The following is a 21,422-nucleotide window of genomic DNA, read 5'->3' on the forward strand; positions in this document are numbered from 1 at the left end:
ACTATGTGCTCACAACTGCTCACACAAAGGGGATTCGTCATGGCTGCCGAATCACAGATCACCAGTCGCGTTCCGCTTTTCGACGGGATGAACAGAATTCCTGGCGGCATCATGCTGATTCCGCTCATCCTGGGATCCATCGTCGGAACATTCTTCCCTGGCTTCCTCGAACTGGGAAACTTCACCTCGGCGCTGTTCCGCGACAGTGCATTGCCTCTCATCGGCATACTCATCTTCGCAACGGGCATGCAGATCACCCTGAAAACCTCGGGCCCCGTGCTTGCGACCACCGGCACGATCCTGTTGACGAAGTCGATCATCCCAGCTGGCCTCGTCGTGTTGTTGGGCCAGTTCGTCGGCATCGAGGGAATTCTGGGCGTCTCAATCTTGGCGCTCATCGTCATGATGGACAACAGCAATGGTGGACTATGGCTTGCCTTCACCGGTCGCTATGGAGACGCACGCGACCGCGGCGCTTACATGGCGTCGGCGATCAATGACGGACCGTTCTTCTCGATGCTCTTCCTGGGAGCAGCCGGTCTGGCCGACATTCCCTACACCCTTCTGCTCGCGGCTGTCATCCCTCTGATCATCGGCATCATCGTCGGAAACCTTGACGCGAAGTGGACCGAGATCATGCGACCGATCCCGAACATGGTCATTCCGTTCTTCGCCTTCGCGCTCGGCACCGGAATCGACCTCGGCAATGTCGTCACCGGTGGACTCTCCGGTCTCGTCGTCGGCGCGATCGCCACGGTCATCACCGGTACCCTTGCCTACTTCGGATACCGCTGGATTCTTCGCCGTGGCAACCAGTCGGGCATCGGCATCGCCTCGGCAACGACCGCAGGCAACGCGATCGCAACGCCAGCCATTATTGCCGGGGCCGATCCGGCCTTCGAGCCCTACATGGAAGTTGCCACTGCTCAGGTCGCCTCCGCCGTTCTCGTCTCAGCAATCCTGGCTCCACTGCTGGCAGCCTGGGTGCTCAAGCGCCAGGGAGGAATCAAGAAACAAGACACCGAATCGGGAGCCGAGGACACGTCACCCCTGAGGTCTGAAGGACTGTGACCCAAGAACTTAAGCCTCAGTCGCCCGATGCGCCTTCTGTGGTGGTTGTGGCCGATGACCTCACCGGAGCCACGGACTCTTCCGTCCAGTTCGCTTACGCTGGGTGGAAGACACAGCTCCTGCTGTCTGAGGACAGCGTGACGCACCGGGAACCTGGCGCCGTCAGCGCACTGGTGACCGATGCGCGAGCTCTCACCCGAGCCGACGCGCAGAATCGCACACGTGCCGCCGTGTTGTCAGGACACGATGCTGCGACTCGCCTCTACCTGAAGATCGACTCAACCATGAGAGGCACGATCTCATCGCAAATAGATGGCGCTCTCGAAGCCTGGCAACAAGATCATCCAGGAGCATTTGCCCTCGTTTGTCCGGCCTACCCTGCCATGGGGCGCACCGTCAGCGACGGACAGCTGCTGGTCAACGGGACGCCGGTGCAGGACACTGTGATTGGCCGTGATCCCGTCACGCCAGTGTCGACGAGTTCTCTTTCCGAGCTTCTCCCCGGTTCTGCCACCGTGACAAAGCCGCACGGTGAAACGTTCACGGTTGCGGCTTTGGTGGCATCGATCCGAACTGCACGGGCATCCTCGCCGATCATCATCATCGATGCCGGTGAATCGGCAGATCTTGATGTCATCGCCGAGGCGGCTGTCGAATTCGGTGACGACGTCGTCCCCGTCGGGTCGGCAGGTCTCGCGGCCGCGTTGGCTGTCAAATGGGGGACAGGCCTCGTTGCCCCGGCCGAATCAGACCGCACATGCGAGCGAGTCATCATCGTCGCCAGTTCACTCCATACTGTCACTCGAGAACAGGTGCAGGCCCTCGTCCACGTCGAGCCCCCTGAAGTTCAGGCCACCGAGGTTACAGTCCTGACTCCCGATCTGACCGCACTCTCTGACGAGGCGGCTCGGTCTGCTTGGCTGGAGACCGTGTCATCCACAGCATCGACCCCTATCGTCATCGTCGATGCCCCGGAGGAGAGGACGAGTTCCACGGACCTCGTCGCCGACCTGCTTGCCGGAGCGGCCGCAACGCTGATGCGCGATTCCGTTCCCACAAGTCTTATGCTGCTGGGCGGGGAAGGAGCACGCGCCGTGCTCAACCGCCTCGGCGCCGTGAGCCTGCACATCCACTCAACGGTGCGCGAAGGTATGCCAATCGGGGCCATTGAGGGCGGCAGGGCCCATGGCGCAACTGTCATCACAAAAGCCGGAGGCTTTGGCCGCCGATCAGACGTCTTAGAAATCGCAGCAGAGCTTCTGCACAACAACGAAGGATCAACGCAATGACTCTCCCCGTATTGGCAATCACACTCGGCGATGTCGCAGGCATCGGACCGGAGATCACCGCGAAGTCACTTCTGGGCCATGATGATCTGCGCACAAAGTGCACTCCGGTTGTCATCGGTGACATCGCCTCGGTCAAGCGCGGTGTCGCATTCGTCGGCGGTGACGTTGAAGCAGTGCGTGAGATCAGCGCCCCGGGGGAGGCGAAGAACATTCCCGGGACCATCGAGGTTATCCAGGTGGGCCCTTCTCTCGCGGAGGTTGGTGTCGGTGAACTCAGTGCAGCAGCAGGAGACGGTTCCTACCGTTTCGTCGTTGAGGCCTGCCGCCTCGCCAGAGAAGGTGAAGTCGATGGAATCGTCACCGCACCGCTGAATAAGGCAGCCATGCACGCAGGAGGCCATAACTTCCCCGGTCACACTGAACTTCTTGCACATGAGTTCGGCGTCAAAGACTATTCGCTCGTACTTTCAGCCGGCGATCTCTATTTCTTCCACCTCACTACTCACGTTTCAATGAAGCAGGCGATTGAGAACATCACCTTCGACCGCACCTTGAGCGTCCTCAAGCTGGCCGGTGCCTTCGCAGAGTCAATGGGCACACCCGAAGAGCGCATCGGGCTCGCGGGCCTCAACCCGCATGCAGGTGAGAACCGCCTGTTCGGTGATGAGGACGCTGATGTGCTGACTCCCTCAGTCGAGGCCGCACAGGAACACGGACTCAATGTCGTCGGCCCGCTGCCAGGAGACGCACTCATCCCGGCCGCTGTGCGTGGCAACTACAATCTCGTGGTCGTTTGCTATCACGATCAGGGACACGCCCCCTTCAAAGCCGTCTATGGTGATGACGGAGTCAACATCACCGTCGGTCTGCCGGTTGTGCGAGTCTCAGTCGACCACGGCACCGCATTCGACATTGCCGGAGAGGGCATCGCCCGCGAGGCCAGTCTCGTTCTGTCGATCGAGCGTGCTGCGACTCTGGCACCTGAATGGGGCGTCGTCTGGGACGCGGCTCAAGCAATGTGAGACTGTTGTTACGCTGAGTCTGCGCGCATGGAGAGGAACGACAATGTGGATCGATGGCCTACCTTCGGGCGTGCTCGATTCTTCGCAGGACGAGCCTCTTCACCGGCAGCTGAGCGAAGTGATTCGGCAAGGCATAGCGGAAGGTGCGCTTCCTCCGGGCACGCGGCTGCCGACGGAAGCAGACTTCCAGGGTAAGTTCGGAATCTCACGATCCGTCGTTCGACAAGCGATGGCGGCATTGACCAATGACAACCTCATCCAGCGCGGACGTGGTCGTGGCAGCGTCGTTGCTCCGCAGCATGAACACCACCGGGCCGTGCAGAAGATGTCTGGCCTCTCCGCTCAATTCTCGAACTCTGGCGATTCCGTCACGACGGAGATCATCTCGCTCGAACGTGCAGCTGATCCACGTGCCCAAAAGGCGCTGGGCACTTCAGAACTGCTCGCGCTCAACCGCCGCCGCAGTGTCGATGGCGAGTCGATTGCCATTATTCATACTTGGCTTCCGCTCAGCCTTGTGCCAGGACTCGAAGCGAAAGATCTGGTGGACTCGTCTCTGCATGAGACCCTGCGCGCGCGATTCGGAATCCCTGTGACAGCAGGCCATCGTCAAGTCCGGGCTGTATCGGCGTCGGCAGAATTGTCCGCGTCGCTCGCGGTGCCGCTGGCCGCGCCGCTCCTGGTGCTCGAAGGCACCAGTTGTGACGACCAAGGCAATGCCATCGAGTACTTCTGCACCTGGCATCGCGCTGATCGTGTGGTCTTCGACGTTGAGGCGATTTCAGATCCCCCCGGAAGCCGACTTTTATCGACGCCGAAGCAGACTTCACTTCCGCAAAACGGTGCGGCTGATGCGACCGATCTGAGTGAAACAGCACGATCCATCGCTACTCAGATGAATGATCTTGCGAAGCGCATGGGCCGGCTGGGCTGAGCGCGACAAGTTCATCATCAGGGTGTGGCCCGCTTCAGAGCTCGGGGAACTCCACCCCAGTCAGCTCCTCCGACACGGTCCACAGGCGCCGTGCCACCTCGGCGTCTTGCGCCTCGCGAGAGCGGCCGACGAGCTTCGGTTGTCCGAAGGTCTCCTTGAAACGGCGCGGCCCGACATAGCTGTTGCCCGGGATGTCTGCTGTCGCTGCGCACAGTGTCGGCACCGCACCCTGCTGCTCGTCCTGCGAGATCAGACCGATCACAGCCTCGGTGACGGACGCAAGCAGGCGGTTGCCCTGCAGTCGGTAGAGGTTCGTCGCCGCCAGACCCGGATGGGCAGCGGTCGCGATGACGGACGAGCCCACCTCGGTGAGCCGGCGCTGGAGTTCGGAGGTGAAGAGGAGGTTCGCCAGCTTTGACTGCCCGTAGGCCGGCATCGGCTTATACGGTCTGCGTTCCCAACTGAGGTCATCGAAGTCGATGGTCCCCATTCGATGTCCGATCGAGGACACGGTGACCACCCGATCTCGGATCTGGGGAAGAAGCAGGTTTGTCAGGGCGAAATGGCCCAGATGGTTCGTGCCGAACTGGGATTCGAACCCGTCAGCAGTGCGCCCCAGGGGCGGGGCCATGATCCCCGCATTGTTGATGAGGATGTCGATCGGGTCGGAAAATTCCTCGGCGAAGGCACGCACCGAGGCGAGATCGGCGAGGTCGAGTTCTCGCACATCGACAGGTCCGCGCATCGACTTCGCCGCGGCCAGTCCCTTGTCCAGGTTGCGCACCGCCAGCACGACATATGCATCCATGCCCGCAAGCATGGACGCTGTGCCTCGGCCGATTCCGCTGTTGCCACCGGTGATGACGATGGTGCGGTCAGCCGCTGATGCGATGTTGCCATCGAGCCTATTGCCCATAAGGCCATCGTAAGCCCAAGTGAGACGTTCATGACTCCTCGCAAAATGTTAGGGTAGCCTTCGTGCCGCAGACTCCCTCATCAGGTTCGATGCTTCTCCGCAGAGCCGTCCGCCGGCGGCTCGGTTTCCTGCTTCCCGGCGTCATCACTATGTCGCTGTGGCAGGTCTGTGAGGCACTCGTCCCCGTGGCCATCGGCATCGTCGTCGACGTCGCGATCATCCCGCTCTCCCTCCCGATGCTCCTCGTCTCCATCCTCGGCATCGCCCTGCTCTTCACCGTGCTCAGCCTCGGCTACAGATTCGGTGCACGATTGTGCAACTCTGCCCGCGAACATGAGGCGCACGCCCTGCGCGTGGAAATCACCCACGCAGCTCTCACCTCGGCGAACCTTCCACCCGACCGCGCCTCCGGTGAGGTCCTCTCGATCGCCTCGGCAGACGCGGACACGGCAGCCCAGTCCTTCGCCCAGCTGGACGAGGAATCGCCTCGGTGCTGGGCATGATCACGGCCGCCGTCTTCCTCCTCATCGCTGACCCCGTGACCGGACTCGTCGTCCTCATTGCAGTGCCCATCGGGCTGCTCATCGTTGCCCTGCCCGGACGATCCGTGTCCACCAAGGCCAACGCACAGCTCGAGGCCGTGGCGCGAGCCGGCCGGTCGGCCTCCGACCTCATGCACGGGCTGCGCGTGATCAAGGCCATGGGCGGAGAAACCTGGGCCGTGGACCGCTACCGTCACACCTCGGACGAGGCCGCGACCGCCGGCATCGCCACCGGTGAGAGGACCGGCCGCCTCGCCGGCCTCGGAGCACTCGTCATGTCGGTCGTGCTCGCCATCGTCCTCATCGTCGCCGGCCTGCGCCTCATCGACGGACAGATGAGCGTGGGCGCACTCATCGGCATCCTCGGTATGACCGCATTCCTCACCGAACCGATGCGCGCGCTGGCCGAGATCGTCGGCCTCTTCGCCCAATCCCACGGAGCAGCCCAACGGATCACCCAACTGCTGAACGACATAGACGATGCCGAGCCGACGACAGCACCGTCGGACGCACCAGCACCGACCGTCGATATCGACGACGAGGCGATCAGCATCCGCGATTGGTCCGTGGGGGAGGAGCGCACGGTCGACGTCACCACCAACTTCGGCACCCTGACCTGCATCGTCACAGAGGACCCCGCACCGGAGTCGGCGCTTCTCGCCGCCCTGAGCACCCACGCCCGCGGTACCACGGTGGGGCAGATGCTCGTCTCACCGCACACGGTCGACCTGTTCGAGGGCACCATCCGCTCCAATATCACCATGATCCTCAGTGCTGGCGAGGCCCCTGTGAGCGCCGAGGTGCTGGCCGCCTCGGGTGCCGACGAACTCCTTGGTCTCGTCGAGAATGGACTCGACCACCGCATCCAGGAACTCGGCGGCAACCTCTCCGGGGGGCAGCGCCAAAGGGTGGCCCTGGCCAGAGCCCTGCACGCCGACCCGCAGGTCCTTATCCTCCACGAACCCACGACCGCGGTCGACGCCGTCACTGAGGCACGCATAGCCTCCGGGCTTCAGAAGCTGCGCAGCTCACGCGGTGGTGGTGCCACGCTCATCTTCACCAGCTCACCGGCCTTCCTTGCCGCCGCCGATTCGGTCGTGTTCGTGCCCACTACCGGCCCCAGCCTCGTGGGTAAGCACGCCGAACTCCTCGCCGCCGCAGCCTACCGAAACGCGGTGACCCGATGAGTGAACAGTCTCCTCAGACCACACTGGCGATCGCCTCTCGGCGTCGCTCATTCGCCCATCTGGCTCCGCTGCTGCGCGCCCGCTGGAACTGGCTCATCGTCCTCATCCTCGCCGGAATCGCCAACGCCGGTGCCGGACTCGTGGGACCGTGGGCGATCGGCCGCCTCGTCGACGAACTCCCTGCCGGAGCCGGCTCAGATGTCGTCATCACGTGCGCGATCGCCGTGGCCATCGCGGGTGTGGTCATGGCCTTGGGCACCTGGATCGGCGCGTGGGCGCTGGCCCATATCGCGATGCCCGTCGTCGCAGACCTGCGCACACAGGTCGTCGACTCCGCGCTCACCCTCGAAGCACAGCGCATCGAATCGACGGGAACGGGTGACCTGGTCTCGAGGGTCGCCGACGATTCCCGCAAGATCAGTGAGGCCGCAGCGCAGGTGCTGCCACTCGTCGTCGAATCACTCCTCATCGTCATCGTCTCCGCTGTCGGTCTGGCCGCGATCGATTGGCGCCTGGGCATCGTCGGCCTCGTCGCCCTGCCGATGTACTGGCTCACCCTGCGCTGGTATCTGCCCAGGTCGGAACCGCTCTACAAGGAGGAGCGCGCTGCCTTCGGGCGTCGCGCCGGACGTCTCCTCGGTGGACTCACCGGTGCCCGAACCCTGCGTGCCTACCGTGCGGAGTCCGGGGAGCTCTCCCGCATCGACGCCGCCTCAGGGCAGGCCCGGGACCTCTCGATCGGCGTATTCAGCTTCCTCACCCGCGCCTTCTCACGCAATAACCGCGCCGAGGCTGTTGTGCTCTCTCTGCTCCTCATCGCCGGATTCGCCCTCGTCTACTTCGGGGAGACGACCGCTGGTGCCGTGACCACCGCGGCCCTGGTCTTCCACCGCCTGTTCAACCCGATCGGCGCCCTAGTCGGCCTCTTCGACCAGGTCCAATCCGCAGGTGCCTCACTGACCCGCATGGTCGGCGTCATCGATGAAGCAGCAAGTTCGCCGAGGCGGACGAACGACATCAGCATCGACCGTCCGTCCCTGGTGCTGGAGGACCTATGGTTTTCCTACGACGAGGATCCCGAATCGAGCAACCATGTCCTCAAGGGTGTGAGTCTGCGCCTGAACCCCGGCGAGGTCGTCGCCGTCGTCGGCACCACCGGGGCCGGAAAATCGACGCTGGCACGGATCGCGGCGGGACTCTCCGCACCCACCCGAGGCCGAGCCGCACTCGCCAGGGCCACAACCCCCTCGGCGGGGGAGACGGGACGGTCAGTGTCGCTGACCGAGCTGCCCGACGACAGACTGCGCGGGCACATCACGATGGTCGCCCAAGAGGTGCACACGTTCACCGGGACCCTGCGTGAGAACGTGGCGCTGCCGGTCCCGGAGGCCTCGGACGAGCAGATCATCGCGGCATTGGATACGGTTGGCGCCAGCTGGGCCACCGCACTGCCACACGGGTTGGACACCGAGGTCGGTGACGGCGGTACGCGACTGAGCGCCGTCGAGGACCAGTCGATCGCCCTGGCCCGGTTGGTGCTCGCCGATCCGGACTTCGCGATCCTCGACGAGGCGACCGCCGAGGCCGGATCCGCCGGCGCCCACGTGCTCGAAGCATCTGCCCGTTCCGCCCTCGCCGGACGTGGTGCCCTCGTCGTCGCCCACCGCCTCAGCCAAGCCGAGACCGCTGATCGGGTTCTGGTCATGGAGCATGGACGGGTCGTCGAAGAGGGCCCGCACGAGGACTTGGTCGCGGCAGGGGGCCGTTACGCCCAACTGTGGTCGGCGTGGTCGGCGTGATGTTACGGCCGGGGCGCGTGGACGCTCAGCGCCAGCGCTGCCAGGCTGCCTGACGGCTGACGTCGGCCATCTCGGCCACCCGGGCCCAGGAATTGTGCTCGGCCATCGTGCGAGCACTGGTCCCCAGGGCCTCACCGACCTCGGCGGAGAGGCTGAGCAGCGCCGAAAACGCCTCGGGGGCCGGCGAATGGGACAGATCGTGGACGGCCTGCCGTGCTGTGTCGAGCAGATCGGCCACAGCGGAGCCCGCGAATTCCCTGACCGGATCCGTGATCGGCTGGTTCTCGGGCTGTCCGTCGACGTGCATCGGTTCGGGACTGTCTTCATCGAGGGTCACGATGATCATCTCCTCGGTAGAGTTCAGGCTGCGGGTCCAGGTGCGGTCGTGCCAATGATATTCGACCTCGCCTCGCAGCGGCAGATAGACGGCAGTGTACAGGGTGCCGAAGGCGTTGTCGTAGTCGTCGCTGAAGACTCCGGGGCTGAGCATTCTCTCGGCCAGCTCCTGCACATCGCACCCCTGTTCCACTGCCTCGGTGAGCAAGTCCTGTCGCTCGAGGCTGCGGAATCGTCGTGCATGTTCGGGGAACTCCGGGTGGCGACCGCGATGGTTCGTCGCCACCGGATCATCGATGACCTCCGGGGCCATCCCGGGACCGACGTAGGCCGTCACTGCTGTGCCGTCGGCATCGATCATGGTCAGGTTGTAGAACATGGACACCGGTATCGTCTCGAGCCGGCGCAGGGCCTCCGGCACCGAGCCGGCGACCTCCAGTAGGAAGCGCACGACCAGCGGAGCGGCGAAGCCGTCACCGTCGCCGGGACGCCCGCCGAAGGCCAGGGAGACGGCGAGCCCGTCCTCGTTCATCCCATCGAGGAGACCCCACAGGCAGTCCGAGGTCCCGATCACTCGGCGTGAGCCGAAGCGAGTCGAGGCATGGACCTGTTCGAACAGTTCCAACCCGTAGTCGTAGTTGCGCACCAGCGCCGGTTCAGGAGACTGCAGGGCAACCTGTGAACACCCGGGGAGGAAACGCGGCGGGTTCCAGAGTGTGAGCATGCGTGCTGCGGTCTCGTCCCCGCGTGCGAGTTCGACCAGGCGCTGCCAGGTGGGGACGAGTTCGGGCATGTGTTCGCGCAGTTTGGCCTCGGCCGTGGCCAGACTGGGCCGAGCGACATCCCCGTCGCGGAGATACCAGGCGCGGTAGCCGGGCCACACGGCATCGAACAGTGACTGCCAGCGGGTCGAGGGGCGGTCTTCGGTGATTGCAAAGAAATTGAATGAAGTCATGCGTCAAGGTTAAGTTGACACTCCTGGTGTGTCAACAAAACCTTGACAAGACTTGGTGATTGGATCTTTCACCGGCCGAGACGAACTGCGATCAGCTGAGCCCCAGAATCGTCGTGGCAATGGTGAAGTAGATGATCAGGCCGGTGGCGTCGCAGAACGTGGAGATGAACGGATTGGAGAACACCGCCGGATCCGCCCCGACGCGCTTCGCGATGATCGGCATCAGCCCGCCCACGGTCGCAGCCATCATGCACACCGACAGCAGAGTCAGTCCGATGACCAGACCGATCGCCCACCCATAGACCAAGCCCGCAACGATGAAGCCCAAGGCGCCGAGCACAGCTCCCAGCAGTGCACCGACCCGCAGCTCGCGCCAGATGACCTTCCCGAGGTCGCGGATTCTCACTTCGCCCACGGCCAGCGCCCTGGTCACGGTCGTTGCAGCCTGGTTGCCGGTGTTGCCGCCCGTGCCGGTGAGCAGCGGGATGAAGAGGGCGAGGATGACGACCTGGTCGAGCCGATCCTCATAGACCTCGAGGACCTGCACGGTGAGGATTGCGGAGACGGCGAGGACCAGCAGCCACACGATGCGGCTCTTGACCAGCCGAAAGATTGTGCTCGAGAGGTAGGAGCGGTCGAGGGGTTCGGAGCCGCTGGAGCGGGCGATGTCCTCGGCATCCTCCTCGTCGACGATGTCGAGGACATCGTCCATGGTCAGGATCCCGACGAGGCGGTCCTCCTGGTCCACGACCGGCATCGCAATGAGCCGGTGGGAGAGGAACTGGCGGGAGGCGACCTCACGGTCGGTCAGCGCCTGCGTGCTGATGGATTCGCGCACCAGGTCCCCGACGGGAGCCTCGGCCTCGGCGGCGATGAGGTTACGCAGTGACACCACGCCCAAGAGGACACGACCGACCCCGACGACGGGCAGGAGGTAGACGGTCTCAGGACCGTCGATGCGGGCACGGACGACCTCCATCGCCTCGGCGGCGGTCCAGTCCTCGTGGAGGCTGAGCACCTCGGGTGACATGTACCGGCCGATCGCCTTCTTCGGGTAGCCGAGGACCGCGGTGGTCATCTCGCGTTCTTCGGCATCGAGTCCGCTCATCAGCCTGCGGGCGACGTTGGCGGGAAGTTCGCCGAAGAGTTCGGCACGGTCGTCGGGGTCGAGGCCCTCGACGATGTGGGCGACCTCCGGTTCCCGCAGGCTCTGGATCAGTTCCGCCTGGTAACCCGGAGGAAGGTTCTCGAAGACGGCAAGAGCTTCATCCTTATCCAGGATGCGGAAAAGGACCGCCGACTGCAGGGGTGTGCTCGTGTGGACGAGGCGGGTCAGCTCGGGGAGGGGAACCTGGTGGGCAAGTTCGGCGATCTCGTCCATCGCGGCCCGGTCGATGCGTCCCGACAGCGCGGATTCGAGGCGGTCGGCCGCCGAGTTCTCCACCGTCATATCAGTCATGACTGCTCCTTAGCGTCCGGGGCCCGGGTGATCGCTGTCCAGCCTATGTCACCGTGAGACGCCGGGCCCAAAGCGGCCCGCTGGTGACGGGTACGATCGTTATATGGTGGGGCACGACAACTACGCGACGAACTATGTGACCGGGACTCTCACCAAGTGGGTGCGACGCTCGACGCTGCTTGCCACTGTCGTGCTCTCCGCGGTTCTGCTGGCCGGCTACCCGTTTCTGCCCGATCTGATTCCCACTCACTTCGACCTTGCGGGCAGGGCCGACAGCTACGGTCCGAGCTGGACTCTGTTCGTCCTCGTCGGTCTGCTCTGTGTGCTCATCGCCGCTACCTCGTGGCTGTCCACTCGGCCGCAGATGCTCAACTTCCCGGTCGTCGTGACCGCAGAGAACGCGCAGTCCGTCTTTCGGGAGTCTGAACGGATGATGGTGTGGGTCTCGGCGGCCCTGTTCATCGTCTACGTCGGCACCGCCATCTCTGTCTGGGGCGGCTACGGCGCCCCATTCTTCCTCGCCGGCATCCTCGGCCTGGCGACCGCGACGATCGTCGGGGTCAAACGAACACTCTCGGCCGGTTGAGCTTCCGCTTCAACGCCGGGCAGCCTCCGGCACCCGGACGGTGAGCACGGGCACGGGGGAGCGGAGGATGAGGCGCTGGGCGACGGAACCCAGCAGAACCTTGCCCACCCGGGACCGACTGCGCACACCGAGGACGAGTCGATCCACCTCGGCGTGGTCGGACAGCTCATCGAGGACGGCCGTGACCGGATCACGGTCACCGCGTCCGGAGCGGTTGATGAGCGTGACATCGAGATCGGCAGGGATCTCGTCGTCGGTGAAATCGTGGAGGGTGAGGTTGATGAGCAGCAGACCGGTATCCAGGGCTCGGGCCTCGGCGACGGCACTGTCCAAGGCCGTGCGGCCTTCGGGGCTGTCGGTGACTGCAACCGCAACTGACATGGTGACTCCTTACTTTCTGCCGTACTTCGCCTTGAACTCGCGCTCGAACTCGGCGAGGTCCTTGTCCTTCGTCTCGGGCAGGAGCGTGTAGAGGAAGATGAAGGCGATGACGGCGCAGCCGGCGAACATGCTGAAGGTCGCGGTCATGCCCATCGCCTCGATGAGCGGTGGGAAGAATTGGGCGACGACGGCGTTCATGATCCACAGCACGAAAACGCAGATGCCCATGGCGAAGCTGCGGATCTTCATGGGGAAGATCTCTGAGAGCATCAGCCAGGTCAGCGGTCCCACCGTGCCCTGCATGGAGAAGACGAAGAGGACGAGGAAGACGAGGACTGTCCAGGCTTGGGCCGGTCCCGGTGGAATGACGACCGCGGTGAGCGCGATGAGGATGTGGAAGAACGCGATGAGCGCGTAGCCGGTGAGGAACATGACTCGACGCGGCAGCCTGTTGAGCAGGAACATGCCCACCGAGATGCCGGCCAGGGAGAAGACGCCGTTGGCGATGTTGCCGATGATGGCGACCCCGGAGTCGAGTCCGGCATTGGTGAGCAGCTGCGTGCCGTAGTACATGACCGAGTTGATGCCGGTGAGCTGCTGGAAGAAACCGAGGCCCGCACCGATGATGACCAGGCGCAGGACCCAACGGGTGCCGAGGTCGGAGAGCCCACCGGTGGCCTGCTTGGCGTCCTCGGAGGCGAGGTGGGTGACCTCGGCGAGCTCCGCCTCGGCGCGTTCTGGGGAGCGGACCTGTTTGAGGACCGCGAGAGCCTCCTCGGTGCGGCCCTTCGAGATCAGCCAGCGCGGACTCTCGGGTTGGAAGATCATGCCCACGAGCAGGGCGATCGCGGGCAGGAGGGCGACGAGGAGCATCCAGCGCCAGATGGAGTCGACGTGGCCCCAGACGTTGAAGATCACGGCGTTGATGATGAACGCCGCCAACTGCCCGGCGACGATCATCAGCTCATTGCGGGTCACGAACGATCCGCGTTTCTCTGAGGGGGCGATCTCGCCCAGATAGACGGGGACGGTGGCGGAGGCTCCGCCGACTGCGATGCCCAGGACGAAGCGAGCACCGATGAGGAACTCCGCGCCCGGGGCCAGCACACAGCCCAGCGTGCCGATGATGAAGACACCTGCCAGCAGGAGGATCGTGTGACGCCTGCCGTAGGCGTCGGCGACGCGACCGCCGAAGACCGCGCCGAATGCGGCACCGACCATGAGGCTGGCGACGACGAGCCCCTCGGACAGCGGCGTGAGACCGAAATCTTGGCTCAGCGGTTCGAGCGCACCGTTGACGACGCCCGTGTCATAGCCGAAGAGGAGCCCGCCGAAGGTGGCCACGGTGGCGATGATGCCGAGGCGGTGAACAGGACGACCAGAACCGGCATGCGGCAAGTCGAACTGCTGTCGATGGGGATAGGGCGATGACGACAAGAGCGCCTCCTTTCCTCTCTCGTTCTAACACAGTTCGGCCGAGCCCGAACATTCAGGGGCATACCATCGAGCTATGACCAGGAGCCACCCGGAATCGGCACCGGACATCGCCGCGTTGGCCTCGGCGCTCGCCGACCCCACCCGCGTCATGATCTGCACGAGCCTCCTCGACGGTAGAGCATGGACGCTCACGGAGCTCTCACGTGCCCTGCAGGTGCCGATGTCATCGACGTCCGAACACGTCAGCATCCTCATCGCTCGCGGCGTACTGGCCGAACGTCGGCAGGGTCGGCACCGCTATGTGCAGCTGGCCTCGAGAGACATCGCCGACTGGCTCGAACACACGGGTGCGCTGGCGGGGGAGCGGATCGAATCGGCCCCGAGCCTGGCGGCCAAGACCCGCGACCGGCACCTCCTTGAGGCACGAACCTGCTACCGGCACATCGCCGGACATCTGGGAGTCCAGATCTGGGCGGCAGTCACCGCGAGAGGATGGGCCGATGACACCGCGACCGTGACCGAGCCGGGAATTTCTGGCCTGGCAGAAGAATGGGGAATCGATGTCCCCACCGCGGCCTCAATCTCTCGCCCGCTGACACGTGCCTGCCTCGATTGGACGGAACGACGCACCCACCTCGGCGGGTGGCTGGGAGATGCCATCTGCGCACAATTCCTCGACCGGGAATGGATCGTCCGCCGTCGCAGCTCTCGCGCACTCACACTCACACCGACCGGTCGGGACGAACTCGACTGGATTCTCACCACCGAGGTGACACAGCTATGACCAGCACAACTACCGCCCCGCACCGGACCTTCCACAGCCTTCACATACCCGGAAACCCGTTCATCCTGCCCTGTGCCTGGGATGTGGCAAGTGCGCGATTGTTCGCCGAGGCGGGTCACCCTGCCGTAGGCACCACCAGTCTGGGTGTGGCCGCCGGAATCGGCGCCGCCGATGAGGATCGTGAAACGCTCAGGGCGATGGCGGACCTGCTGGAAAACATCAGACGGTCACTGCCCGATGCCCTGCTCACCTGCGATTTCGAAGACGGCTACGGTGACGACCCGGCCACAGTCGTTGAAACTCTGCGAGGTGCCTTCGCAGGAGAGGGCGCCGACCTGAGGATCGACGGAATCAACATCGAGGATTCCGCTCGCGGGCGCCTCGTCGAACCTTTGGCCCTGGTGGGCAAGGTCTCCGCGATCAAGGAGGGATTCCCGGATCTCTTCGTCAACGCGCGGATCGACACGTACTGGACCGGTCAGGACAGCCTCGGCGATACCCTCGAGCGGATGCGCCGCTATGTCGATGCCGGGGCAGATGGGATCTTCGTTCCCGGTGACCTAGATCTGGCAGTCGTTAAGCCGATCGTGGACGCGAGTCCGCTGCCGGTCAACGTTCTCGCCAGTCCGCGGTACTCACGTGGGCAGTTCGCCGAGGTGGGGGTGGCCAGGATCAGCACCGGTTCGCTGCTCTACCGGGCCGCGATCTCGGCGGCAGCGCAGTCACTGAGTGGGCTGAGAGAAGACCGCCCGGCGCAGACAGCGAATGTGCTGACCTACCGGACGGTCTCGCAGCTGGGCGACTAACCACAGGTCAGTTCTCGGTTCAGTCCTCGTCTTCGGTCAGCATCTCATCACCGGGACGATTCCCCAGATCGGCCGCGGTGGCTGAATCCGTGGAGAACTCACCGGAGATGTCCGGGGCATCGAGTTCGTCGCCCTCACCCGAGTCCTCGAGCAGGGCATCATCGGCACCTTCGATGCCTGTGCCCTCGGGGCCATCGGCACCGGGTTCGGCGTCGATGGGTTCGACATCGAGGTCCGGGTCGAGTTCCGGATCGACGTCATCGGCTTCCGCCTCGGCGGCATTGAGCTCCGGATCATCGAGCTCATCGGCCGTGGGTTCGTCGAGGGTGGGGTCATCCATCAGCGGTGCACCCATCTCGGGTTCGTCCTGCCACTGTGTCGGATCGTTGGGATTGTCGCTCATGATCGCTCCTTCGGTGGTGGTCGTGTCTGTCGACGCTCACATTGTTGCACGAGCAGCGGGCGGTGCGCAGGTGGTGCGATCACCTGCGGTCGTAGCGTTCCTTCCATGCCTGCCAGTCCCAGGCGCTGAGGAACTCTTCGGCCGCGGCCTCACCTGACCCGATGAGCTCCATCTTGTCCGCCATCGTCAGATCGAAGTCGGTGCTGCTCTGTGCACCGGTGTCGACGAAGATCGTGCGATCGGTGACCGAGGGCTCATCGATATGGCGCCGGTCGTGGGCATTGATCATCGTCGACAGCAGCGAGAGCGCATATTGGTAGGTGTTCGCATTGGGCCGCCATTCGGCTTCGGCCGTGGTCTTGGCCGAGAGCATCACCCCCAGGGTGGGCCAGCGTGCAGGCTGGCTGTCTCTGCGATCGAAGATGTCGACGGGGAAGTTCGAGAGCAGGCCACCATCGGCCGCGAGCACCGAGGCACCGCCGGCGGTATGCGGGTCTGCCTGCAGGGAGCGGGGCCGGAAGAAGAACGGAGTTGCCGCGGAAGCACAGACCGCCTCGGCGACCGATTGCGAATCCGGGTCGACGCCCAGTGCCTCGCGGTAGTCCCAGGGCAGACGGAGCATGCGACCACGTGAGACATCGGAGACGATGACGACGAGGCGGTACTGGCGTTCCGGCGGAAGTGCACTGTTGGCATCGTGCAGGCGCAGGTCGCCCCAGGTTCGGATGCCCTGCGCGGCGAGGAGCTCGTCAAGGAAGTCATAGAGGGCCGAGCCGAGATACATCCCCTTATGGAACACGAGCCCCTGAATCTTCCCCAGCCACGGCGCGAGACGGAAGGCCGGGCTGAGGTCTTCGAAGTCGGTGAAGTCCTTGCCTAGAATCGTTTCGATGAGTCGTTCCGGAGGGAATCCTGCGGCAGTCAGAGCGCCCACGATCGCGCCGGCCGAGGTTCCCGCGATGCGGTTGAAGGAATAGTTCGCCGAGCTCAGCGCATTGACCGCGCCGACGAGTCCCGGGAGTTTGGCGCCCCCGCCTTCGAGGACCAGATCGGTGACGGCCATGACGCACTCCTCCTCAGAGACCTCGGTATCCCGGCGACCCTCGTGCCGACGGGACTCCTCTCATTGTCTACCCGCAGGGGCGGGGACAATGAGAGGAGTGGGCCGTGTTGTTTCTCAGCGCGGTGCGGGTGCCGAGACAGGGTCGGCATCGTTGAGCTCGGCGGCCGGTGATGCAGTGTTCTGTTCTGCGATCACGGGGCGGCGGCCGGTGAAGTGATCCATGGTCTTGTTGACGCCGAGGAAGTCCATCACCTTGTCGAAGACCCGTGTTGGCAGCAGTCGCGCCCCGGGCAGGATGCGGACCAACGACGGCATGACCAGCTGCTCACGACCCGATTCGACGGAGTCCAGGACGTCGTTGGCGACGTTGGTCTCTTCGAGGATGGGCAGGAGACGTGGGAACTTGGTTTTGACGCCTTCGAACATGCCGGTGTTGATGTAGAACGGGCAGACGACGAGGGTGTTGACGTTGTGACCATCGGCGCGCAGTTCGGCACGCAGCGATTCGGTGAAGCCCACCGCGGCGTACTTGCTCGCCGAGTAGTCGGTCTGCCTGGCTACGCCGACCATTCCTGCAGCACTTGAGATGGTGACCACCGTGCCCCGGTCGCGCTCGAGCATTCCGGGCAGGAAGGCACGGGTGACCCAGTACAGGGCGAGGGTGTTGACATCGTAGACTCGGCGGATCGCGGCCTCATCGGCCTCGAGCAGCTTCGTGCCGGTGACGATTCCGGCGCAGTTGATGAGGACGTCCACGGGGCCGGTGTCTTCGGCGATTGCTGTGACCTGTTTGGAGTTGCCCACGTTGACGGTGAAGGACCGGGCGTTGGTGCCGGTTGCCGCGATCTCGTCGGCAACGCGCTGTCCGCTCTCAGTTGAGAGATCCCAGATGAGAACTTCCGCTGCTCCACGCGCTGCGGCGTCGAGTGCCATCAGACGGCCGATGCCGCTGCCGGCGCCGGTGATCAGTACTCGTGCACCTTCGATTGGGGTACCGCGGGTCATATGTTTGCTCCTTTGCAGCTCGAGTTTCAGCGCATGGTTCGATTGGGGGCGCTGTTACTGACATCACAATACATGCCATAGTTACCGATTCGTAACCAGTTGGTCTCTTCTCTTTTCACTCTCCAGAGTGATGTCGGCCCAGACACGTGCCCCCTATCGTCGCGGATGGACGGGGCGAACGCTTCCGGTCATCCTATGAATGGAGTCAATGTCGTGCGTCTCATCAAACAGCTTGTCGCCGTTGTGGCAGTCACCGCGCTCGGAGGAGTCGCGGCAAATATCGTCGGAGGAAACGGGGTGTTTGCTCTCCTGGCAGGGCTGATCACTGCCACCCTCACGCTCATCGTCTACCGCGCTGTCGTGCGGCGCACTGAACATCGCCCGGTCGTCGAGGTGTCGTCGGCAGGTGCTCTCCGGGCGCTCAGCCTCGGAGCGCTTATCGGCATCGGCCTGTTCTGTCTTTCGATCGCTGCCATTGCGCTCCTCGGCGGGTACACGGTTGATGGACTCGGATCTCCGGGAGCACTGTTGGGGCTGCTCGGTCTCATGGCAGCAGCCGCGGTCACCGAGGAAGTGATCTTCCGGGGTGTCCTGTTCCGAGTCGTCGAAGAGCGGACCGGGTCATGGATCGCCATGGTGGTCACCGGACTGGCGTTCGGCCTCATGCACCTGCTGAACCCCAACGCTTCACTCTTCGGTGCGATCGCCATCGCGGTCGAGGCCGGCTTTATGCTCACCGCTGCCTATATGGCGACAAGACGACTGTGGGTTCCGATCGGTCTGCATTTCGGATGGAACATCGCTGCTGGCGGAGTCTTCAGCACCGAAGTCTCCGGGGCCGATACTCCGCAGGGGCTGCTGGATGCGACGATGTCGGGCCCGGTGCTTCTGACCGGCGGAGACTTCGGCCCCGAGGGCAGTGTGCTCTCCATTGCAATCTGCATTCTCGCAGGGGCCGTCTTCGTCTGGATGGCTCATCGACGCGGCACGATCCTCCCACCGCGCAATCGGCGGCAGGTTCCCGAAGCATCCCTGCCCGCGCTCAGCGAGGGCTGACTGAGCTTGGGCGGCTGTGGGCCGGCTGCGGATACACGAAAACCCTCGCCGAAGCGAGGGTTTTCATTGTGTGGTGGCTCCGACCGGCGTCGATCCGGTGACCTTTCGATTTTCAGTCGAACGCTCTACCAACTGAGCTACAGAGCCAGGCCGTCAACATACCGAAGTATGCTGAGAGAAACAAAGGCCCTTCCGAAGAAGAGCCTTGTGCTCCGCGACCCTGACCGGACTCGAACCGGCGACCTCCGCCGTGACAGGGCGGCGCGCTAACCAACTGCGCTACAGGGCCTAACTGGTGTAACTAGTGTATCCGTTGTGGTGGCGGACTTTCCAATCCTACACCGTACCCCCAACGGGATTCGAACCCGTGTCGCCGCCGTGAAAGGGCGGTGTCCTAGGCCTCTAGACGATGGGGGCCCAGGTTGTCCTCGGATTCCCCCGGGGCAACGACGTTAAGCTTATCCCAACCTTTTTGCTGAGCGCAAACCGGCAACCCGTGTCCTCGGTCACACTGTTTCGAAGGCCAGCGAACCGGTGATCGAGAGGGCAGTCCACAGCCGCTTCGGAGACCCTCCCATTAGGCTGGGGACATGGAAGACCTCAGTGATGAAGAGTTCGAAACGATCCTTGATGAGGCAATCGACCAGCTTCCCGCGGGCGTGACCGACGAACTCGACAATGTCGCCCTCTTCGTCGAGGACCGACCCGAGGATGGGAACACGCACCTGCTGGGCCTCTATGACGGAACGCCGGTGGGGGAGCGGGGAATCTCCGGCCTCGAACTGCCGGACAACATCTTCCTCTACCGCGACAACCTCATCTCCTTTGCCGAGGACCGCGATCACCTGCGCAGCGAGATCGTCATCACCATCGTCCACGAGATCGCCCACTTCTACGGAATCGACGACGAACGCCTCCACGAGATCGGCTGGGGCTGAACCCAGACGCCCCTCCGCAGTCCCCGCAAGCGACGGTGAAGTCCAGCGTCACCCCAGGTCGTAGGCGGTGGCAGGTGCTTCATCACCCGTCATTGATTGGCGCTTGAGCCTGGACTTCGCTTATTGTGGGCGGGTACCCATCAGCATTCGATACAACATTCCGTCCGTATCGACGCGGGAACACAGGGGCGAAAGCCCCGGGCAGAAATGCTCCGCGTGTCCCCGCAGATTTACGGGCAGGAGGCACGACCCCTTTATGACAGTGGCATCCAAACCGACAAGCGCGGCTACCCCGGCCGTCCGTGTACTCAACCTGGCAGGCATCGAATACACCCTGCACAGCTTCGATCACGACCCCAGCACCCGCCGTTACGGGTCCGAAGCAGCCGATAAGCTCGGCGTCGGCTCCGACCAGGTGTTCAAGACCCTGATGATCCAGGTCGACGGCGCACCCGTCACCGCCCTGGTCCCCGTGTCCGGGCAGCTCGACCTCAAGGGTCTCGCGTCGGCACGCGGAGCGAAGAAGGCTCAGCTGGCAGGCGTGGCCGAGACCGAGCGCCGCACCGGCTACCCGGTCGGCGGAGTCTCTCCGTTCGGGCAGCGTCATGCTGTGCCGGTCGTCATCGACCGCACCGCACTCGAGCACTCCTCGGTCTTCGTCTCCGCAGGCCGCCGTGGCCTCGAGATCGAGATCCGTCCCGAGGACCTCGTCATGCTCACCAACGCACAGGTCGGGAAGATCGCAGCTCTGGACTGATCAGTTCAGCACTGATCGACACCCAGACCTGATCACACCCATTCGACGTCACCGACGGCGGGCTCTGCCTGACCGGCGGTGACGTCTGCGTACATTGCCAGGGCCGCGTCCACCTCGGCGACGGGGACCATCATGTCCAGATGCACGGCGGCACCGTACTGTGACCGTGTCGTCCAGCCCCGGTTCCCGGCCGCCCGATCCAGGGCATTGGCCTGGGCGTAGTCCACCTCGGCTCGCACCGGCACCAGCTCATGCTTCGTCACGATGCGTGCCGTCTCCAAGGCCGCCGAGGTGGCCTGGCCGTAAGCGCGGACGAGTCCTCCCGCACCCAGCAGAGTACCCCCGAAGTACCTGGTCACGACCGCAACGACGAAGGTCAGACCGTGGCCGGAGACGACGTCGAGGATCGGCGCCCCGGCCGTTCCTGCTGGTTCCCCGTCATCGCTGAAGCGCTGTGTGCGCGAATCGGGATCGAGGACGAACGCGGTGCAATGATGGCGCGCCTTCGGGTGGGCGCTGCGGCGCTCGGCGATGACCTCCCGAGCCTCTGCCTCGTCGGCGACCGGCGCGAGGAAGCCGATGAAGCGTGACTTCTTGATCTCGATCTCGGTCTCAACGGGGGCGGCGATCGTGCGGTAGGGCATGCCGATCACTCTACCGAAGACCACTGACGCGGATCCCGGCAGCACGGGCCGG

General features: G+C 64.1%; 22 protein-coding genes and 3 tRNA genes. 13 read left to right on the forward strand and 12 right to left on the reverse strand.

The window, feature by feature from the left end; translation table 11 throughout:
• Positions 1-39: 39 nt before the first annotated feature.
• From PGC08_RS03965 to PGC08_RS03980, 4 genes are read left to right on the forward strand one after another with little or no spacing between them, the layout of a single operon-like run.
• Positions 40-1,071 (forward strand): 2-keto-3-deoxygluconate permease, encoded by a 1,032-nt coding sequence (locus tag PGC08_RS03965; protein WP_009881585.1) that lies wholly within the window; start codon positions 40-42, stop codon positions 1,069-1,071.
• The gene (locus PGC08_RS03970; RefSeq protein WP_271709574.1) at positions 1,068-2,360 is read left to right on the forward strand and encodes a four-carbon acid sugar kinase family protein; all 1,293 of its coding nucleotides are present in this window, start codon (positions 1,068-1,070) and stop codon (positions 2,358-2,360) included. The genes PGC08_RS03965 and PGC08_RS03970 overlap by 4 nt, the downstream gene beginning before the upstream one ends.
• Positions 2,357-3,382 (forward strand): 4-hydroxythreonine-4-phosphate dehydrogenase PdxA, encoded by a 1,026-nt coding sequence (pdxA, locus tag PGC08_RS03975; protein ID WP_271709575.1) that lies wholly within the window; start codon positions 2,357-2,359, stop codon positions 3,380-3,382. Before PGC08_RS03970 ends, pdxA begins: the two co-directional genes overlap by 4 nt.
• A gap of 43 nt (positions 3,383-3,425) precedes the next feature.
• Positions 3,426-4,316 carry a GntR family transcriptional regulator gene (locus PGC08_RS03980; protein ID WP_271709576.1) on the forward strand — a complete coding sequence of 297 codons (891 nt, stop codon included), beginning with the start codon at positions 3,426-3,428 and terminating at the stop codon, positions 4,314-4,316.
• Positions 4,317-4,350: 34 nt separating this feature from the next.
• On the opposite strand, the gene PGC08_RS03985 is transcribed toward PGC08_RS03980, so the two are convergent.
• Positions 4,351-5,232: an oxidoreductase gene (locus tag PGC08_RS03985; protein WP_271709577.1), complete on the reverse strand. Its 882-nt coding sequence runs from the start codon at positions 5,230-5,232 to the stop codon at positions 4,351-4,353.
• A gap of 62 nt (positions 5,233-5,294) precedes the next feature.
• Here PGC08_RS03985 and PGC08_RS03990 point away from each other — a divergent pair, with 62 nt between their 5' ends.
• Genes PGC08_RS03990 through PGC08_RS04000 form a run of 3 tightly spaced genes read left to right on the forward strand, consistent with a single transcriptional unit; the run spans position 5,295 to position 8,760 of the window.
• Entirely contained in the window at positions 5,295-5,735 is a 441-nt protein-coding gene (locus PGC08_RS03990) for a hypothetical protein (protein WP_271709578.1), read from the forward strand.
• Entirely contained in the window at positions 5,732-6,961 is a 1,230-nt protein-coding gene (locus PGC08_RS03995) for an ABC transporter transmembrane domain-containing protein (protein WP_271709579.1), read from the forward strand. The genes PGC08_RS03990 and PGC08_RS03995 overlap by 4 nt, the downstream gene beginning before the upstream one ends.
• Positions 6,958-8,760 (forward strand): ABC transporter ATP-binding protein, encoded by a 1,803-nt coding sequence (locus PGC08_RS04000; RefSeq protein ID WP_193078381.1) that lies wholly within the window; start codon positions 6,958-6,960, stop codon positions 8,758-8,760. The genes PGC08_RS03995 and PGC08_RS04000 overlap by 4 nt, the downstream gene beginning before the upstream one ends.
• Before the next feature lie 25 nt (positions 8,761-8,785).
• On the opposite strand, the gene PGC08_RS04005 is transcribed toward PGC08_RS04000, so the two are convergent.
• Positions 8,786-10,051, reverse strand: coding sequence for a C45 family autoproteolytic acyltransferase/hydolase (locus PGC08_RS04005; RefSeq protein ID WP_271709580.1), 1,266 nt, complete (start codon positions 10,049-10,051; stop codon positions 8,786-8,788).
• A gap of 91 nt (positions 10,052-10,142) precedes the next feature.
• A complete protein-coding gene (mgtE, locus tag PGC08_RS04010; protein WP_271709581.1) occupies positions 10,143-11,510 on the reverse strand; it encodes a magnesium transporter in 1,368 nt (455 codons plus the stop codon).
• A gap of 103 nt (positions 11,511-11,613) precedes the next feature.
• Between mgtE and PGC08_RS04015 the strand changes: the two genes are divergently transcribed.
• Positions 11,614-12,096 carry a DUF1648 domain-containing protein gene (locus PGC08_RS04015; protein ID WP_125177960.1) on the forward strand — a complete coding sequence of 161 codons (483 nt, stop codon included), beginning with the start codon at positions 11,614-11,616 and terminating at the stop codon, positions 12,094-12,096.
• Between the two features lie 9 nt (positions 12,097-12,105).
• On the opposite strand, the gene PGC08_RS04020 is transcribed toward PGC08_RS04015, so the two are convergent.
• Both PGC08_RS04020 and PGC08_RS04025 read right to left on the reverse strand, forming a co-directional pair.
• Positions 12,106-12,477 carry a universal stress protein gene (locus PGC08_RS04020; protein ID WP_009881595.1) on the reverse strand — a complete coding sequence of 124 codons (372 nt, stop codon included), beginning with the start codon at positions 12,475-12,477 and terminating at the stop codon, positions 12,106-12,108.
• 9 nt (positions 12,478-12,486) lie between these two features.
• Positions 12,487-13,914, reverse strand: a complete 1,428-nt coding sequence (locus tag PGC08_RS04025; protein ID WP_271709582.1) for a sugar porter family MFS transporter — start codon at positions 13,912-13,914, stop codon at positions 12,487-12,489.
• A 73-nt stretch (positions 13,915-13,987) separates the two neighbouring features.
• Here PGC08_RS04025 and PGC08_RS04030 point away from each other — a divergent pair, with 73 nt between their 5' ends.
• On the forward strand, positions 13,988-14,698 hold the full coding sequence (locus PGC08_RS04030) for an ArsR/SmtB family transcription factor (protein ID WP_069599542.1): 711 nt from the start codon (positions 13,988-13,990) through the stop codon (positions 14,696-14,698).
• On the forward strand, positions 14,695-15,504 hold the full coding sequence (locus PGC08_RS04035) for an isocitrate lyase/PEP mutase family protein (RefSeq protein ID WP_271709583.1): 810 nt from the start codon (positions 14,695-14,697) through the stop codon (positions 15,502-15,504). The genes PGC08_RS04030 and PGC08_RS04035 overlap by 4 nt, the downstream gene beginning before the upstream one ends.
• A gap of 19 nt (positions 15,505-15,523) precedes the next feature.
• Here the strand turns inward: PGC08_RS04035 and PGC08_RS04040 are convergent, their stop codons facing one another.
• The 3 genes from PGC08_RS04040 to PGC08_RS04050 form a co-directional block, all read right to left on the reverse strand.
• On the reverse strand, positions 15,524-15,907 hold the full coding sequence (locus PGC08_RS04040) for a hypothetical protein (RefSeq protein ID WP_193078385.1): 384 nt from the start codon (positions 15,905-15,907) through the stop codon (positions 15,524-15,526).
• A gap of 79 nt (positions 15,908-15,986) precedes the next feature.
• Entirely contained in the window at positions 15,987-16,970 is a 984-nt protein-coding gene (locus PGC08_RS04045) for a patatin-like phospholipase family protein (protein WP_069599545.1), read from the reverse strand.
• A 114-nt stretch (positions 16,971-17,084) separates the two neighbouring features.
• Positions 17,085-17,975: an SDR family oxidoreductase gene (locus tag PGC08_RS04050; protein WP_101583933.1), complete on the reverse strand. Its 891-nt coding sequence runs from the start codon at positions 17,973-17,975 to the stop codon at positions 17,085-17,087.
• A gap of 195 nt (positions 17,976-18,170) precedes the next feature.
• Between PGC08_RS04050 and PGC08_RS04055 the strand changes: the two genes are divergently transcribed.
• Positions 18,171-19,031, forward strand: coding sequence for a CPBP family intramembrane glutamic endopeptidase (locus tag PGC08_RS04055; RefSeq protein WP_226823743.1), 861 nt, complete (start codon positions 18,171-18,173; stop codon positions 19,029-19,031).
• 71 nt (positions 19,032-19,102) lie between these two features.
• Here PGC08_RS04055 and PGC08_RS04060 read toward each other — a convergent pair.
• The 3 genes from PGC08_RS04060 to PGC08_RS04070 form a co-directional block, all read right to left on the reverse strand.
• A tRNA-Phe gene (locus PGC08_RS04060) sits at positions 19,103-19,178 on the reverse strand.
• 68 nt (positions 19,179-19,246) lie between these two features.
• Positions 19,247-19,320 (reverse strand) — tRNA-Asp (locus tag PGC08_RS04065).
• Positions 19,321-19,375: 55 nt separating this feature from the next.
• A tRNA-Glu gene (locus PGC08_RS04070) sits at positions 19,376-19,448 on the reverse strand.
• Between the two features lie 173 nt (positions 19,449-19,621).
• Here PGC08_RS04070 and PGC08_RS04075 point away from each other — a divergent pair.
• The gene (locus PGC08_RS04075; protein ID WP_009881606.1) at positions 19,622-19,969 is read left to right on the forward strand and encodes a metallopeptidase family protein; all 348 of its coding nucleotides are present in this window, start codon (positions 19,622-19,624) and stop codon (positions 19,967-19,969) included.
• Positions 19,970-20,225: 256 nt separating this feature from the next.
• Positions 20,226-20,726 (forward strand): Cys-tRNA(Pro) deacylase, encoded by a 501-nt coding sequence (gene ybaK, locus PGC08_RS04080; protein ID WP_009881607.1) that lies wholly within the window; start codon positions 20,226-20,228, stop codon positions 20,724-20,726.
• Positions 20,727-20,758: 32 nt separating this feature from the next.
• On the opposite strand, the gene PGC08_RS04085 is transcribed toward ybaK, so the two are convergent.
• Positions 20,759-21,370, reverse strand: a complete 612-nt coding sequence (locus tag PGC08_RS04085; protein WP_271709584.1) for a YigZ family protein — start codon at positions 21,368-21,370, stop codon at positions 20,759-20,761.
• Between the last annotated feature and the right edge of the window lie 52 nt (positions 21,371-21,422).

Source organism: Brevibacterium sp. BDJS002, from assembly GCF_028201555.1.
In the GTDB taxonomy this organism is placed as follows: domain Bacteria; phylum Actinomycetota; class Actinomycetes; order Actinomycetales; family Brevibacteriaceae; genus Brevibacterium; species Brevibacterium aurantiacum.

Bases quoted from the DNA above. Each gene is read 5' to 3' on its own strand.
- PGC08_RS03965 (WP_009881585.1), top strand. From the start codon at position 40: ATGGCTGCCGAATCACAGATCACCAGTCGCGTTCCGCTTTTCGACGGG.
- pdxA (WP_271709575.1), top strand. From the start codon at position 2,357: ATGACTCTCCCCGTATTGGCAATCACACTCGGCGATGTCGCAGGCATC.
- PGC08_RS03980 (WP_271709576.1), top strand. From the start codon at position 3,426: ATGTGGATCGATGGCCTACCTTCGGGCGTGCTCGATTCTTCGCAGGAC.
- PGC08_RS03985 (WP_271709577.1), bottom strand. From the start codon at position 5,232: ATGGGCAATAGGCTCGATGGCAACATCGCATCAGCGGCTGACCGCACC.
- PGC08_RS03995 (WP_271709579.1), top strand. From the start codon at position 5,732: ATGATCACGGCCGCCGTCTTCCTCCTCATCGCTGACCCCGTGACCGGA.
- PGC08_RS04000 (WP_193078381.1), top strand. From the start codon at position 6,958: ATGAGTGAACAGTCTCCTCAGACCACACTGGCGATCGCCTCTCGGCGT.
- PGC08_RS04005 (WP_271709580.1), bottom strand. From the start codon at position 10,051: ATGACTTCATTCAATTTCTTTGCAATCACCGAAGACCGCCCCTCGACC.
- mgtE (WP_271709581.1), bottom strand. From the start codon at position 11,510: ATGACTGATATGACGGTGGAGAACTCGGCGGCCGACCGCCTCGAATCC.
- PGC08_RS04015 (WP_125177960.1), top strand. From the start codon at position 11,614: ATGGTGGGGCACGACAACTACGCGACGAACTATGTGACCGGGACTCTC.
- PGC08_RS04020 (WP_009881595.1), bottom strand. From the start codon at position 12,477: ATGTCAGTTGCGGTTGCAGTCACCGACAGCCCCGAAGGCCGCACGGCC.
- PGC08_RS04030 (WP_069599542.1), top strand. From the start codon at position 13,988: ATGACCAGGAGCCACCCGGAATCGGCACCGGACATCGCCGCGTTGGCC.
- PGC08_RS04035 (WP_271709583.1), top strand. From the start codon at position 14,695: ATGACCAGCACAACTACCGCCCCGCACCGGACCTTCCACAGCCTTCAC.
- PGC08_RS04040 (WP_193078385.1), bottom strand. From the start codon at position 15,907: ATGAGCGACAATCCCAACGATCCGACACAGTGGCAGGACGAACCCGAG.
- PGC08_RS04045 (WP_069599545.1), bottom strand. From the start codon at position 16,970: ATGGCCGTCACCGATCTGGTCCTCGAAGGCGGGGGCGCCAAACTCCCG.
- PGC08_RS04050 (WP_101583933.1), bottom strand. From the start codon at position 17,975: ATGACCCGCGGTACCCCAATCGAAGGTGCACGAGTACTGATCACCGGC.
- PGC08_RS04055 (WP_226823743.1), top strand. From the start codon at position 18,171: ATGAATGGAGTCAATGTCGTGCGTCTCATCAAACAGCTTGTCGCCGTT.
- PGC08_RS04075 (WP_009881606.1), top strand. From the start codon at position 19,622: ATGGAAGACCTCAGTGATGAAGAGTTCGAAACGATCCTTGATGAGGCA.
- ybaK (WP_009881607.1), top strand. From the start codon at position 20,226: ATGACAGTGGCATCCAAACCGACAAGCGCGGCTACCCCGGCCGTCCGT.
- PGC08_RS04085 (WP_271709584.1), bottom strand. From the start codon at position 21,370: ATGCCCTACCGCACGATCGCCGCCCCCGTTGAGACCGAGATCGAGATC.